The 16128-nt window shown below is 31.8% G+C and carries 10 protein-coding genes and 2 tRNA genes; 10 read left to right on the forward strand and 2 right to left on the reverse strand.

The window, feature by feature from the left end; genetic code table 11:
- The first annotated feature begins 4 nt into the window (after positions 1-4).
- The 6 genes from V9L05_RS18650 to V9L05_RS18675 all read left to right on the forward strand — a co-directional run bounded on the left by V9L05_RS18650 (position 5) and on the right by V9L05_RS18675 (position 9825).
- Positions 5-802, forward strand: coding sequence for a haloacid dehalogenase type II (locus V9L05_RS18650; RefSeq protein WP_338813397.1), 798 nt, complete (start codon positions 5-7; stop codon positions 800-802).
- A 349-nt stretch (positions 803-1151) separates the two neighbouring features.
- Positions 1152-2267 carry a VCBS repeat-containing protein gene (locus tag V9L05_RS18655; RefSeq protein ID WP_338813398.1) on the forward strand — a complete coding sequence of 372 codons (1116 nt, stop codon included), beginning with the start codon at positions 1152-1154 and terminating at the stop codon, positions 2265-2267.
- Positions 2268-2489: 222 nt separating this feature from the next.
- Positions 2490-3032 carry a hypothetical protein gene (locus V9L05_RS18660; protein ID WP_338813400.1) on the forward strand — a complete coding sequence of 181 codons (543 nt, stop codon included), beginning with the start codon at positions 2490-2492 and terminating at the stop codon, positions 3030-3032.
- 1626 nt (positions 3033-4658) lie between these two features.
- Positions 4659-6641 (forward strand): dehydrogenase E1 component subunit alpha/beta, encoded by a 1983-nt coding sequence (locus V9L05_RS18665; RefSeq protein ID WP_338794221.1) that lies wholly within the window; start codon positions 4659-4661, stop codon positions 6639-6641.
- Between the two features lie 125 nt (positions 6642-6766).
- Complete coding sequence (locus V9L05_RS18670; RefSeq protein WP_338813401.1) at positions 6767-8374, forward strand: hypothetical protein; 1608 nt, start codon at positions 6767-6769, stop codon at positions 8372-8374.
- A gap of 173 nt (positions 8375-8547) precedes the next feature.
- Positions 8548-9825, forward strand: a complete 1278-nt coding sequence (locus V9L05_RS18675) for a THUMP domain-containing protein (RefSeq protein WP_338813403.1) — start codon at positions 8548-8550, stop codon at positions 9823-9825.
- A gap of 126 nt (positions 9826-9951) precedes the next feature.
- Here V9L05_RS18675 and V9L05_RS18680 read toward each other — a convergent pair whose 3' ends face one another.
- A complete protein-coding gene (locus V9L05_RS18680; protein WP_338813405.1) occupies positions 9952-11682 on the reverse strand; it encodes a pyruvate dehydrogenase complex dihydrolipoamide acetyltransferase in 1731 nt (576 codons plus the stop codon).
- A gap of 496 nt (positions 11683-12178) precedes the next feature.
- Here V9L05_RS18680 and V9L05_RS18685 point away from each other — a divergent pair.
- Positions 12179-12263: transfer RNA gene (locus V9L05_RS18685), tRNA-Ser, on the forward strand.
- 262 nt (positions 12264-12525) lie between these two features.
- Positions 12526-12610 (forward strand) — tRNA-Ser (locus tag V9L05_RS18690).
- A gap of 66 nt (positions 12611-12676) precedes the next feature.
- Here the strand turns inward: V9L05_RS18690 and V9L05_RS18695 are convergent.
- A complete protein-coding gene (locus tag V9L05_RS18695; protein ID WP_338813407.1) occupies positions 12677-13834 on the reverse strand; it encodes a cystathionine gamma-synthase in 1158 nt (385 codons plus the stop codon).
- 175 nt (positions 13835-14009) lie between these two features.
- Here V9L05_RS18695 and V9L05_RS18700 point away from each other — a divergent pair, with 175 nt between their 5' ends.
- Together V9L05_RS18700 and V9L05_RS18705 are read left to right on the forward strand one after the other, a co-directional pair.
- Positions 14010-14906: an FkbM family methyltransferase gene (locus tag V9L05_RS18700; protein ID WP_338813408.1), complete on the forward strand. Its 897-nt coding sequence runs from the start codon at positions 14010-14012 to the stop codon at positions 14904-14906.
- Positions 14907-14951: 45 nt separating this feature from the next.
- Positions 14952-15998: a GntG family PLP-dependent aldolase gene (locus V9L05_RS18705; protein WP_338813409.1), complete on the forward strand. Its 1047-nt coding sequence runs from the start codon at positions 14952-14954 to the stop codon at positions 15996-15998.
- The last annotated feature ends 130 nt before the right edge of the window (positions 15999-16128 follow it).

Raw genomic sequence — 16128 nt, forward strand, 5'->3', positions numbered from 1 at the left:
TAAAATGAGCAATTCAAGAAGAAACTTTATAAAAAATGTAGGGTTAATGGGTATATCAGGACTTGTTTTACCATCTACTGTTCACGGCATAACAAATACAGAAACTATGAAACCAAAACAATTATCAAGACCTAAAGTGTTATTTTTTGATGTAAATGAAACACTATTAGACCTTACACAAATGAAAAAACAGGTTGGAGAAGCCTTAAATGGAAGACAAGATTTACTCTCCCTGTGGTTTACTACAATGTTGCAATATTCTTTGGTAACTACAGCTAGTGGACAATATGAACATTTTGGAAATATTGGTGCAGCTGCTCTGCAAATGGTGGGGGCAAATAACAATATTACTATTTCAGAAAGTGAAGCCAGAGAAGTTATTGTTAATGCTTTAAGAGGTTTACCTGCTCATCCTGAAGTAAAAGAAGCGTTAGCACAACTCAAAAAAGATGGTTATAAATTAGTATCATTCACAAACTTGTCTAATGCAGGAGTCAAAAAACAATTTGAAAGTGCAGGTCTAACAGAATATTTCGATGAGCGATTGAGTGTCGAAGATGTTGGAAAATTTAAACCTTTTAGAGATACTTATGAATGGGGAGCTAGAAAAATGGGTATTAAGTCTAACGAAGCAATGTTAATTGCTGCTCATGGTTGGGATGTAGCAGGAGCATTATGGGCTGGATGGAGAGCTGCTTTTATTAGCAGACCTGGACAGCAATTATTTCCATTAGCACCTGAAACTGAAATAGTAGCTCCAAATTTACAAAAGATATCTGATATTTTAGTCACTTATAAATAATGCAAAATTATTTAGTTGTTTGACAATTTTTATGGAGGTTGTTGGTGAGATACCGACAACAGCAAAAAAAAAAGAATTTGCAATAAATACCTCCATAATCACAAAAATTGTCAGACAACCAATTATTCTATTAAGAACAAATTACTTTTCTATCAAAATAGCCTTAGAATTACTATTTAGCAATTCTAAGGCTATTTTTTTACAGAATACTCTTTTTTGTGGGATAATATATAAAAATAATTACATTTGTGATACTAATCTAAACCTTTATTACTCTTCTATTTTACTGTAAGTTTTATGAATTTGAATTTAGACACATCTCCAAATCTAAAACTGTTATTTACTAATTATGAAAAATAAATCAATCCATATACTAGTGTTTGCTTTTTTGGCAATCTCATTCAACGGACTTGCTCAAGATGTCTCATTTTTTAATGGTGACGGATTTTTTTCAATCGGTACACAATCACAGCGAACAGCTTCAATAACTTTGTTTGATATTGACAAGGATGGAGATTTAGATGCACTTGTAGCCAATGGAAGACACTGGGCAGAACAAAATTATATTTACTATAATGACGGACGTGGTGGGTTTAAAGTAGCTCAACCTATTGGAAGATTTCTTGATGCTTCTTATTCTGTAAAAAGTGCTGATTTCAACAATGATGGATTTATGGATATTGCTGTTGCCAATGATAATGTTGCCAATAAAATATATTTTGGTTCAGCAAATCAAAATTTTGATAAAGAAGCCACATTTGGTTCAATATCTCCCTCAAGAAACCTTGAAGTAGTGGATATTGATAAGGATGGAGATTTTGATCTAATTCTATCAAATAGAAAATCTGAAAATGAAATTTGCCTTAATGATGGAAAAGGGAATTTTGCAAAAATAATAACGTTTGGTGATTCATCTGACCAAACCATCCAAACAAAAATAGTTGATATAAACAAAGACGGATTTTGGGATATTATTACTGCTGAGAGAGGGTCAAAAAACAAAATTTTCCTAAATGATGGGAAACAGAATTTTGCAAAAATAATAGAGTTTGGCACTACTGAAGAGGAAACTCGTTCTATTGATATTGGTGATTTTGATAAAGATGGCTTTTTGGATATTGTAACAGGAAATTTAGGTTTGAAAAATAGTATTTATTTTGGTAATAAAGAGTTAAGTTTTAATAGAGTTTTTGATTTTACACCTGAACATTTGACTTCATCAATTAAAGTAGCTGATTTGAACCAAGATGGATATTTGGATATTGTGGAGGGAAATTCAGAAGAACGAAACTATGTTTATTTAGGACAGAAAGATGGAACATTTATAGAAATTGGTTTGAGAGAAGATTTAAAAGAAGACACTTACAATATTGAAATAGGAGATGTAAATAATGATGGACTTCCAGATATTGTAGAATCAAATTCTGGAACTTGGAATTTGTATTATAGAACAAAAAAAGAATAAGTATTACTATCAAATGGTATAAATAATTACGTCTTAAATTTAATCCTTGCTTTAGCTTACCAATCTAAATTAAAATATGTAGTTGGCTTTTAGCTGTGGTTTTGTATTTCAAAAACTACATTCATTCTATCAAAATAGCCTTTAGTATTACAAAAAGTAATTCTAAGGCTATTTTTGATTAAATTTGTATTTAAGTTTAATGGCAAAAATAAATTTCTGAAAATGAAAAGTAGTATAGTTTTTATAATGGTTGCTGTATTTTTGGTAAGTTGTGAGCAGCGTTCTGAAGAAAGCATAAAAGTAGAAAGTACAACCTTAGACAACGGAAAATACTTAGAAGTAGAGAAGACAAATAAAGAAACTACTCATATAGGTTTGCTTACAAAACATAATTATGGCACAACACAAAGCTTTAAATATAAAATCAATCTAAAAGAGGATGAAATAATATGGAAAGGTAAAAAAGACCAAGAGCCTAAACATATTATCTTTTGCAAGGATACAATTTATATGCACTATTTTGAAAAACAGTTTATACAAACCCAAACTATAGATACAATTACTCAAGATACACTCTATGGCTCTTATTTTGAAGTAAAAGCATTTTTCTTGAAAAATATAGACGAACGTTATTTTAATGATTTATTGGGAACACAAAATTGGATAGATATTTCTATTCAAGAATACGAAACTATAAAGCAAAAATGTAAAGAATACAAAATACCTAATGACCAAGAGTTAAGTATCGGAAAAATAATTCAATAAATTTTAATCTATCTTGATTCGCTTTTAGTGTACTTGAAAGCCAATAGTTTCCTTATTTTTATTTTTTCAAAAATCTATTTTGAGTCACTTCATTAATAATTTTTTGCGTATTTTTTCTACTGATTGCTATTTGCTTGTCTTTGATTATTATTTGATTGCCTTCGATACTCTCAACGGCATTTTTGTAAATAATAAGGAATATTAAAGGTTATCACGGTTAATTTAAGTAATGTTCATTTTTAAAGTGACTATAAACAAATAAAAAGGTTGCTTTCAATTCCGAGTTTACATCAGAATAATAAATTTTGATTGTAATTTTATCGTTGTAATATTCCATCAAAGATAGTATTAAAGCATATTTATCGAAAATCTATCTCCTTCAAAACACTTTTTTCAAAAAAAATCCGTATTTTAGAATATAGACTACAAATTCATTGAAATTTAGAGTGACTTTATACTTAATTTTGTCTATGAATATTGTATCCAAAAAAAATATGTATTGTCAATTTATAAAATTGTCAATTATTTTTCCGTCCTAAGAAACACAAGCAAATAACTCACTTTTCAATAAAACTGACTATGAATCCACTAGAACTAGCACTAAAAGCCGAACAGGAAGCAAAAGCTAAAAAAGAGCAAGAAAAAAAAGATAAAGATAATGATGCAAAGCAAGAAGAGAATCAAAAAGTTGTTGTGAAAAAAGCATTTAGCCCTTTGGATATGGTTTTGGAAGAAGAAGAGCAAAAAGAAGAAGAAATTAAGACAGAAAAAACTACTGTTCAGAAAAAAACATCTAGTCCTTTAGATATGCTTTTTGACGAAAATAAAGTAGAAGAAAATAAAGCAGAAAAAAAGGTGGAAGAAAACAAAGAAAACAAAATCATAGAAACTCACAATACTACTCCTACCAAAAAGGCAAATAATCCTTTGGATATGATTCTTGAAGAAGAAGAGCCAAAAGAAGAAAAACAAGAGGAAATAAAAAACAAGAAAAATTCAAATGATTTTGCTAGTCCTTTAGATAGAAATGATGCTTTTTCAGAAGATGAAATGAATGCCCTTAGAGAAGAGTTGGAAAATCTGCACAAACAAAATGAGCCAAAAGAAGAAAAAATAAAACAAATAAAAGAAGAAATAGAACTAGAAATTGAATTAGAAGATACAGAAACAGACTTTTTCAAAAATATAGAGTTTTCAGAAGATTTGCCAAAGCCAAAAACTCACTTGAATGGATTCGCTAAAAAAGAAAAAAATAATTTGGAAGAAAATAAAGAAAAAGAACGAAGTCCAAAAACTACAAGCGAAACAGAATTAAATGATATATCTTTGTCCTTAGAAGACAAAATCAGTTCTATTCAACAAGAATTAGAAATGGAAACTGAGTTGTTGGAAAATACTTATTTAAAGGATTCAAACCAAGATTCAATAGAAAAGGAAGACATGCAAACGCCACAACACACAACAAACAAAAAAGAAATTGAGGTAGAGTTACTGACAGATTCAGTAAATGATACCAAAGAACAAATCAAAACAGAAGCCATTTTCGAACAAGAAATTGAAGAAGAAAAACCTACTGTTTCTCAAGACGAAAAAACAGAAATCAGAAAATCATATTCAGAAGAAGAAATGATTTTTGATAGAACAGATATTTCTGATGAGCAGCTTATTCATATTTATAAAGCCCTCTTAAAACCTCGTTTGATTGAGGATAGAATGCTAATTGCGCTTCGCCAAGGCAAAATTTCAAAATGGTTTTCAGGGTATGGACAAGAAGCCATTTCTGTAGGGATTGCAGAAGCCATACAAACAGATGAATATTTGTTACCACTTCACAGAAATTTAGGTCTTTTTACGTCTCGTAAAATAGAACTAGAAAAACTTTTTGCTCAGTTTCAAGGAAAAAAAGAAGGTTTTACCAAAGGGAGAGATAGGTCTTTCCATTTTGGAACAAATGAACATCATATTGTCGGAATGATTTCGCATTTAGGTCCTCAATTGACAGTTGCCAATGGAATTGCTTTAGCTGATGTTTTGGAAAACAAAAAGCGTATTACAGTTACTTTTACAGGTGATGGTGGTACTTCGCAAGGTGATTTTCATGAAGCTCTAAATGTAGCAGCCGTTTGGGATTTGCCTACCATTTTTGTTGTAGAGAATAATGGGTATGGACTCTCTACACCAAGTCATGAGCAGTTTCGTTGTAAGCAATTTATCGATAAAGGAATTGGGTATGGAATGAAAGCTGTTCAGGTAGATGGAAATAATATTTTAGAAGTTTATTCAACAGTAAGGGCATTAGCTAAAGAGATGCGTGAAAATCCACATCCAGTTTTATTAGAAATGATAACTTTCCGTATGCGTGGACACGAAGAAGCATCAGGAACAAAATATGTTCCTAAAGAACTTTTTGAGGTTTGGGAGAAAAAAGACCCAGTTACCAATTATGAAAAATTCTTAGTAGAAAATAATATTCTGACAGAAGAAAATACAAAAGAAATAAGAGAAGAATTTTTTGAAAACATAAAAAATGCATTAGATACAGCCTTAGAATTGCCTAAAGTTGTTCCAAATACTGAAGATGAAGTAGCAGATATGTATGCACCTCACGAACAGGAACTTATTGCACCAATCAGTAGTAGCCAAACTCAAAAACGCTTAATCGATGCTATTTCGGATTCATTGCGTCAGAGTATGGAACGCTATCCAAAAATGACAATTATGGGGCAAGATGTAGCTGATTATGGAGGAGTTTTCAAAATTACAGATGGTTTTGTTGAGCAGTTTGGAAAGCAACGTGTCAGAAATACACCTCTTTGTGAGTCTGCTATTGTAGGAGCAAGTTTGGGGCTTTCTATTCGTGGTTGGAAAGCCGTCATGGAAATGCAGTTTGCCGATTTTGTTACCTGTGGATTCAATCAAATCATTAATAATTTAGCTAAATCGCATTATCGTTGGGGACAAAATGCTGATGTGGTGGTTCGTATGCCAACTGGCGCAGGCGTGGCAGCAGGACCTTTTCATTCCCAGTCAAATGAAGCGTGGTTTGCTCATACCCCAGGATTAAAAGTAGTTTATCCATCTTCTCCTTATGATGCAAAAGGACTTCTGAATGCTTCTATTGAAGATCCAAACCCAGTTATTTTCTTCGAACATAAAGCTCTTTATCGTGCTATTTCGGAAGATATTTATGATGATTATTATACTCTTCCAATTGGAAAAGCTGCTCTAGTTTCAGAAGGCGAAGATGTAAGTATCATTACCTACGGAATGGGAGTTCATTGGGCTAGAAAAGCAGCCGAAGAACTAGGTGATAGTTATTCTTTAGAAATTTTAGATTTAAGAACATTACTTCCTTGGGATAAAGAAGCTGTTTCAGAAACGGTTAAGAAAACAGGAAAAGTAATTATTCTACACGAAGACTGCCTAACAGGTGGAATTGGTGGCGAAATTTCAGCTTGGATTGCAGAACATCACTTTACAAACCTTGATGCACCAATTATGCGTGAAGGAAGTTTGGATACAGCCGTTCCATTTAGTGCAGAATTAGAGAAAAATTTCTTGCCGTATGAGCGTTTTGTTGAGAAATTAAAGAAATTGGTGCAGTATTAAAAATTATATTTTATATGAAGAAATACCCTAAAAAGTTGCTTTTTTAGGGTATTTTTGTTGTTAGATTATTTTAAATTAAAATTATTTATTTTCTATCTTATTTCAAGTTATTTTATCAAAAAAAAATGAAAACATATTCGATTAGTTTTATTCTCAGTATTTTCCTTATTGCTTTTAGTGTCTTGTCTGTTTTTGGACAAATCAACAATAATGCGTATGCAAGTGTGCAAATGGGAAAAGAATATTCTATTTCTCGTAGAGGGGAAATAGGTTCGATTATAGGTTATGATAAAACGGGATTCTATTTGCTAAAATTTGAAACAAAAAGTCTTTTTAGAACTGACAATTATCTTGAACATTATGATATTAATCTCAATCAAATTAAGTCTGAAAAATTAGAATTAGAAGACGATTATACATTGGTTAGGATTAGTCAATTGAATGGAAATTTATATCTATTCTCACAGCTTCTAGATAAAAAAACAAAAGAAAAAACGCTTTTTGTTCAACAAATAGACAGTAAAAGTTTGAAATTTAAAGGGCAAAAAAAGCAAATTGCTCAAATTTCTTTTGAAGGAAATAGAAGTCGAAATAGTGGTTCGTTTAGTTTTTCAGTAGCTAGAGATACCTCCAAAATATTGGTTTATTATCAACTTCCTTATGAGAAAAAAGAAAATGAAAAGTTTGGTTTTCATGTATTTGATAATGATATGAATCTACTTTGGTCAAAAAATGTTATACTTCCTTACGAAGATAAGCTATTGGGAGTAACAGATTATAAGATTGACAAAAAAGGAAATGTACATCTTTTGAGTATTCTTTATAAAGAAAAAGCTAGAACAAAACGAGCAGGAAAGCCAAATTATTCGTATAAAATTTTGAGCTATACAGACGAAGGAAAAACATTAAAAGAATATGATGTAGTTGTAAAAGATAAGTTTTTGACTGATATGCAACTTGCTATTGCTGATAATTCTAATTTAATTTGTGCTGGTTTTTATTCTAATGTAGGAACTTTCAGTATTGAGGGAAGTTATTTTCTAACAATAGATAGTGAAAGCAAACAAATCAAAACAAAGAGTTTTAAAGAGTTTGGGCTTGACTTTATCACTCAAGATATGAGCGAAAAACAAAAGAAGAAAACAAAGAAAAAAGCAGACAAAGGAAAAGATGTCGAACTCTATGAATATGATTTGAATAACATTATCCTGAAAGAGGATGGAGGAGCTGTACTTGTAGGAGAGCAATTTTATATTCGTGAATCTACCATCCGAACTACTGGCGCAAATGGACAGGTAAGCTCTAGAACTAATTATTACTACAATTATCACGATATTATTGTTATCAGTATTTCGCCTGCTGGAGAAATAGACTGGGCGCACAAAGTTCCTAAAAGACAAACAACAGTAAATGATGGAGGATATTATTCTTCTTATACATTAGCTATTGTAGGAGACAAACTTCATTTTGTTTTTAATGATAACGCTAGAAATATTTATGACAAAAGCCTCAAAGAAGGAAAAGTATATTCGTTTAGTTATAAAAATCTTGCTGTAGCTCTAAATACAGTAGATAGTAATGGAAAACAAAATCGAATAAGTTTATTAAATACACCTAAAAAAGAAGAAATTGTACGTCCAAAAGTGTCTGTACAGGTTTCAAAAAATGAAATGATTTTGTTTGCCAAACGAAAAAAGAAATATCAGTTTATCAGAATTACTTTTAAAGATTAATCTTTCAATATTTCATAAAAGTAAAAACGCCTTAGAAAGCAAGTTTTTAGGGCATTTTTTAGTTCCGTTCAAAAAAAGACTTTATCTTTGAATTTTATTTATTAAAATGATTTGCTAAATATCGCTTTTTCGCCGTTGTTGGTGTCCTAACCAATGACATAAAATATAAAAAAATGCTCAACAAGACCTTCCAAATGACAGCCCAAACTATGTTTGGATTAGATGAAATTTTATTTCAAGAAATAAAAGATTTAGGTGCAAAAAATGTCCAATTAAATAATCGTGCTGTAAGTTTTGAAGGCGATTTGAGAATGATGTATAAGGCAAATTTGTGTCTCAGAACTGCTCTGCGTGTGCTTGTTCCAATTGCAGAGTTTGAAGTCAAAGACGAACATGATTTATATGACAAGATAAAAAATATAGACTGGGAAAAGTATTTGTCTATTGAAGAAACATTAGCTATTAATTGTACACTCAGTACAAATATATTTACGCATTCTCGCTATATCGAACAAAAAACAAAAGATGCTATTGTAGATAAATTTAGAGAAAAATACGACAAACGTCCGTCGGTTGATATTATGAATCCTGATTTGAGAATTCAGGTCTATATCAAAAATAATGTTTGTATGGTAATGCTCAATAGTTCTGGAGACCCACTTTATAAGCGTGGTTACAGAGACAAAACTAATCTTGCCCCAATGAATGAAGTTTTGGCAGCAGGACTTATTATGCTTTCCAAATGGGATAAAAAAAGTGATTTTGTAGATCCTATGTGTGGTTCGGCAACACTTTCTATCGAAGCTGCGTTAATGGCAGCCAATATTCCAGCAGGTTCTTTCCGTCCTCTTTTTGGGTTTGAGAAATGGTCAAATTTTGATGCTGATTTGTGGGAAGAAGTATTTGATGAAGAAATGGAAAAAGTAAATACTGAAAATATGCCTTATATTTTGGCAGGAGAAATTTCGAAAAATGTAGCTCGTAAAGCTGCTGCAAATATCGCTGAAGCCAATCTAAAAAAATATATTCATCTAAAAGATATTGCTTTTCAAGATTTGATGCCACCACCAATAGAAGAGAAAGAAGAAACAATTAAAACGGAAGAAGAAAAACAAGAAGAAGAAAAGGAACAAGGAAAATCGTGGTTTAAAAGACGAAAAGCAGATAAAGGTGTAATCATCATAAACCCTCCTTATGGAGAACGAATGGACAAAGATGAAGATATAAATGCTTTTTATGCCGAAATTGGAGATACCCTAAAACAAAACTGGGCAGGTTATACAGCGTGGATTATTACTTCAAATATGGATGCTGCAAAACATATTGGTCTTTCATCCAAACCAAAATTAAAAATGTTTAATGGCTCATTAGAATGCCGTTTTATGCGTTTTGAAATTTATGAAGGAAGTGTAAAAAATGATAAACGAGAATTTTATAAAGATAAAAAATAATCATATCAATTTGATAGAATTATTAGAGATAAAATAATATTCAACTACAAAAAAAGCCTTTACAAAAATCTGTAAAGGCTTTTCTATTATTTTTTCATTTTTGATGAAGAATAATTTTTCAAAACATTATACTAACATTTTCAAAGGATTTTCCATAAATTCCTTTAGGGTTTGTAAAAATGCTGCACCAACTGCACCATCTACAACTCTATGATCACAAGAAAGTGTCATCTTCATGATATTTCCAACTACAATTTCACCATCTTTAACAATAGGTTGTTGAGTAATTGCACCGACAGCCAAAATACACGCATTTGGCGCATTGATGATAGCTGTAAATTCTTCAATTCCAAACATTCCCAAATTAGAAATTGTAAATGTACTTCCTTCCCAATCTGAAGGTTGTAATTTTTTGTCTTTTGCTTTTCCTGCAAAATCTTTTACTTCTGTATTGATTTGAGAAAGTGTTTTCATTTCTGCAAAACGAACCACAGGAACTAACAAACCTTCATCTACTGCCACAGCAACGCCCATATGAACATTATCATAATAACGAATTGTATCACCTTGCCAAGAGGCATTGATAGCTGGATGTTTTTTGAGTGCTAAGGCTGTTGATTTGATAACAATATCATTAAACGAAATTTTTGTATCAGAAAGCCCATTCAACATTTTGCGTGTTTCGATGGCTTTATCCATATTTACAGCAATAGTCAGATAAAAATGAGGAGCTGTAAATTTACTAGCCGAAAGACTCTTTGCAATTGCTTTACGCATTTGTGAAACTTTCTCGTCTTGTGTGCCTTCTTGTGCAAAAGCTGGAGCTGCTTTTTGAGCTTGTTGTCCATTAGATTGACTAGACTGCGTTTCAGAAACTTGTTTTGTTTCTGTTTTTGTAGCTTTTTGAGGAGTAAAGTTTTCTATATCTTTTTTGGTAATTCTACCATTTTCTCCACTTCCTTCTATTTGGTTAATATCATATCCATTTTCTTCTGCCATTTTTTTAGCTAAAGGAGAAATAAAGATACGTCCTTCTGAACTTCCATTTGAAGAATTATTATTACTTGCAGAAGACATAGAAGCCGATTTTTCTTCTTCTTTTGTTTCTGCTTTTTCTTCTTCTTTTTCATTATTAGAATCCGAACTACTTGATCCACTTTCAGCATCTAAAAGTGCTTGGTAATCTGCTCCTTTTTCTCCAATAACGGCAATAGGTGCATCAATTGGTACGCTATCACCTTCTTCTGCTGCTAAATAAAGAACTTCACCATCATCATAAATATCAAAGTCCATGGTTGCTTTATCTGTTTCTACTTCAGCTATAACATCACCCGATTTGAGTTTGTCGCCTACTTTTACAAGCCAAGAAGCCAACACACCTTCTTCCATGGTGTCTGTCATTTTTCGCATGCGAAGTACAACAGCTTTAATAGAAGAAGTATCTACTTTTTTAGTAGTAGATTTTTGTTGTTTTGGTTGTTCTACTTCTTTTTTAGATTCGGATTGTTTTGCTTCCTGTTTTGGCTCTTCTTTCGTTTCTTCTTTTTTAGATTCAGAAGAATCGTTTTTATTTTCTCCACTTTGTCCAAACTTTGCTTTTAAGTCTGAAATGTCTTCTCCTTTTTTGCCTAAAATCAAAACGGGGTCATTTACAGGAACACCATCGCCTTCATTTACGCCAATATATAAAACTTCACCATCGACGAAGCTTTCCCATTCCATCGTTGCTTTATCAGTTTCAATTTCTGCCAAAAGGTCGCCTGACTTTATTGTGTCGCCTTCTTTTACGAGTATGCTTGCTACAACGCCTTCTTCCATCGTATCGGTAAGGCGTGGCATAATAAGGATTTCAGCCATAAGAACGTATTATTTTATGTGGTTTGCTTTTGTGTTTTTATTTTTAACTTGCGTAATTTATAAATTACTAAAATTTCTTTAGAATGGAATTCAAAATAAGTTTTGTCTTCTAAACATAATCTAACTAAAAGATGACTTGTTTAGATGAAATAGAAATGAGAATTGAATTCTTGTACTTCAAAGATAAGAATTTAATCTGTGAAGGCAATTTTAGGATAAATTTAATTAATGATTTTTTAATAAAGAAAGGTTTTATAATAGTCGAATATCAAGAATGCAGAAGCATATTTAAAAAAAGATATTTTTTTAAGAAAAAAAATAAATAAGTAACATGTTGAAAGTCAATTGATTTTATTTAAAAAAGAGAAAGGAGGCGAACTTTTTTGAAAAAACTTTAGTTACTGTGTTGTATAATAAAAAAAAGGGTGGTACATTTGTATCGTCTTAAGGGCAACACCACAAGAGTTTTATATTAATTTGTAAGACTTCTTCATTTAGAGAAATGGCAGAGTGGTCGAATGCGGTGGTCTTGAAAACCATTGTACCGTGAGGTACCGGGGGTTCGAATCCCTCTTTCTCTGCAAGTGTTAAAGCTGTTTTTATATTAATTTATAAAAACAGCTTTTTTTATGTTTATAGTTTGATAATTACAGACAGAATGTAAAAAGTAAATTGTTGTTCTGTATCACAACATAGATACAAATTTAGAGAGCAATAAAAATGAAAAAAACACCAAATACAAAAAAAAATAGTTGCATAATAAAAAAAAGTGTTGTACATTTGTATCCTCATTGAGAGAAACACCACAAGAGTTTTATATTAATTTGTAAGACTTCTTCATTTAGAGAAATGGCAGAGTGGTCGAATGCGGTGGTCTTGAAAACCATTGTACCGTGAGGTACCGGGGGTTCGAATCCCTCTTTCTCTGCAAGTGTTCGGTTTTATACTGATAACCGTTTTTATATTAAATTATAAAAACGGTTTTTTTATGCTTTTATTTTTGAAGTGTTACTTTAGTTAGTGCCTCTTCCAAATCTTCAATCAAATCGTCTACATCTTCACAACCCACACTCAAACGAATTAGTGAATCTGTAATGCCAATTTCGTGTCTTTTTTCGACAGGAATGCTAGCATGGGTCATCATAGCAGGATAACAAGCCAAGGATTCAACGCCTCCTAATGACTCAGCTAAAACAAAAATCTTCGTATTTTCTAAAAAAATAGACGCATTTTCTTGTGTGTCGTTTTTTAAATCAAATGAAATCATTCCTCCAAACTGACGCATTTGTTTTTTTGCAAGTTCGTGTCCTTTGTGAGTTTTTAATCCTGCAAAATATACATTCTCAACTTTTTCGTGATTTACCAAAAAATCAGCAATTTTTGTAGCGTTTCGACAGCTTGCATCTACTCGCAAATGAAGCGTTTTGATACCACGAAGAACCAAAAAACAATCAAAAGGTGAAGGAACAGCACCACACGATTTTTGAATAAAATAAATGCGTTCTGCCAGTTTATCATCATTGAGCATCAAAGCTCCCATCACAACGTCGGAATGCCCACCCAAATATTTTGTTGCTGAGTGCATAGCAATATCTGCCCCCATAATTATTGGATTTTGTAAGTAAGGTGTAGCAAATGTATTATCAACTACTGAAATAAGATTATTTTCTTTTGCTATGGTAATCATTTTTTCGATATCGACGATTTGCAAGAGTGGGTTTGAAGGCGTTTCTATCCAAATCATCTTAGTTTGGGAATTCAAGGTATTTTTTACTACTTCTTCATCTTGCATATCTATAAAATGAAATTTGATTCCAATTTCTTCATAAACTTTTACAAACAAACGGTACGAACCACCATAAATATCTTGTCCACAGATAACTTCATCATTAGGTTTTAAAAGTTTCATAACTGTATCTATGGCAGCCATCCCAGAAGAAAAAGCAAAACCATGTTTGGCTTCTTCTAAGGCTGCAAATGATTTTTCTAACGTTTGACGAGTAGGATTTGATGAGCGTGCATACTCAAAGCCTTTATTCTGACCAACGGTAGGTTGTGCAAAAGTAGAAGTTTGAAAAATGGGAGTCATGATAGCTCCTGTGCTCGGGTCTGGTTCTATGCCTGCGTGTATGGCTTTAGTAGCAAATTTCATAGTAAAACGAGTGTTTTTAGTGAATTGATTAAAAATTTAGCAAAACTCATAATTTACTTTAAGTTCCTTTAGATTAAATTAATAGCTTTCTAGTATCTTTGCTTAACAAGTTGTTTTGACTAACAGTTTTATAAAAACATATATTCCTTACTGGATTTTATCAATACCCCTTATTATGTCATTATCTATTACCCTAAAACATATTACCTCACACCCACTTACCCAAAATCAAAAACTATCAGCTATTTTTAGGTATTTCAAGTGGCAATTTCAATCAAGATTAGATAAAGGGATTCATATTGTACCTTTTGTAGAAAATACAAAATTAGCTGCTCAAAATGGAATGACGGGTGCAACAGGAAATATTTATACAGGACTGCACGAGTTTAATGATATGGGGTTTTTGCTTCATTTTCTCAGAAACACAAAAGATGAAAATGGGGATTATTTTATGGACATTGGGGCAAATATTGGTAGTTATACCGTTTTGGCAGCAGGAGTAATCGGAACGCAAACAACAAGTATAGAACCTATTCCGACGACTTATCAAAAACTTCAAAAAAATATTCAAGTAAATAACTTAGCAAATAAAGCAACAGCTTTAAATATTGGTTTGGGAAGTAAAAAAGGTGTTTTACAATTTACAAAGTCTTTAGATACCATAAATCATGTAGCGACAGAAGAAACCCCACAAGACCAAAGAATTGATGTTCCGATTGAAAAAGTGGATGATGTAGCTACAAGGATTCCTATTTTGGTAAAAATTGATGTAGAAGGATTTGAAACTGAAGTTATAAATGGAGGAGAAACTATTTTTTCATCTCCTTTACAAAAAGCAATTATTATCGAACTCAATGGTTCTGGAGATAGATATGGATATGATGAAGCAAAAATTCATCAAAAATTAGAAAATTGGGGGTATAAACCTTATTCTTACGACCCTATAAAAAGAGAACTCAAAAAAATAGAATCACTTGGAAATCATAATACAATTTATTGTAAAGACATTGATTTTATTAAAGAACGTCTCAAAAATGCACCTTTAGTTACTGTTTTAGGACAAAAATTTTAAATCAAAAATTAAGCATACTTTTTTATAATACCTTTTTAAATTATTATGAATAATAAAAATATAGACCTTCGAAGTGATACTTTTACACTTCCTTCGTTAGAAATGAAAGAAGCCATGATGAATGCAAAAGTAGGCGATGATGTTTGGGATGAAGATCCAACTGTGAAAGAATTAGAGGCAAAAGCAGCCGATTTATTTGGACATGAAGCAGCTCTTTTTTGTCCTTCGGGAACAATGACCAATCAGATTGCTCTTAAAATCTTAACCCAGCCTCAAGATGATATTATTTGTGATATCCGTTCACATATTTATCAGTATGAAGGAGGAGGAATTGCGTATAACTCACTTTGTTCCGTCAGACTTTTACAAGGCGAAAAAGGAATTCTGACTCCCAAAATGATTGAAGAAGTTATTATGCCTGATGATATTCATTTTCCTCGTTCAAGAGTAGTGGCGTTAGAAAATACAGTCAATAAAGCAGGTGGAAGTTCGTATAAATTGGAAGAAATAAAAGCCATTTCAGAATTATGTAAAAAGAATAATTTGAAACTTCACTTAGACGGAGCTAGAATCTTTAATGCTTTAGTTTATAGAAATCAATCTGCAAAAGAACTAGGACAGTATTTTGATACCATTTCGGTTTGTCTTTCGAAGGGATTGGGTGCGCCTGTGGGTTCGGTTTTGGTGGCAAACAAAGAACTTATTCATCAAGCAAAACGAGTGCGAAAAGTTTTGGGTGGAGGAATGCGTCAGTCTGGTTTTTTGGCAGCAGCAGGAATTTATGCCTTGGATAACAATATAGAAAAACTAAAAGAAGACAATCAGAATGCTGGTAAAATTACTGAATCTTTAAAACAAAATAAGCTAGTAGAAGAAGTAATTTTTGAAGGAACAAATATTGTTTTGTTTAGAATAGAATCAAATTACACATCTGAAAAGTTCAAAAATGAACTAGCTAAAAAAGGTGTTTTAGTTTCTAATTTTGGAAAAGAATGGCTCAGAATTGTTACACATTTGGATATTTCTAAAGAAATGATTGAAAGGGTTTATAATGCCATTTTGGAGATTAAGGGAGAGGGAGTTTCTGCTTAGATTTTAGATTGAAAACTTTTAACTTTGATAGTTCTTTTACAAGGCTGTCAATAGTTAAAAAACAAGCACTTTTGCATCAAACTATTGTCAGAGTTATTTTGGATTACCAAAAAAACTACTGACAAAGTTT

The sequence above is a fragment of the Bernardetia sp. Wsw4-3y2 genome, assembly GCF_037126295.1.
Classification (GTDB): Bacteria; Bacteroidota; Bacteroidia; order Cytophagales; family Bernardetiaceae; genus Bernardetia.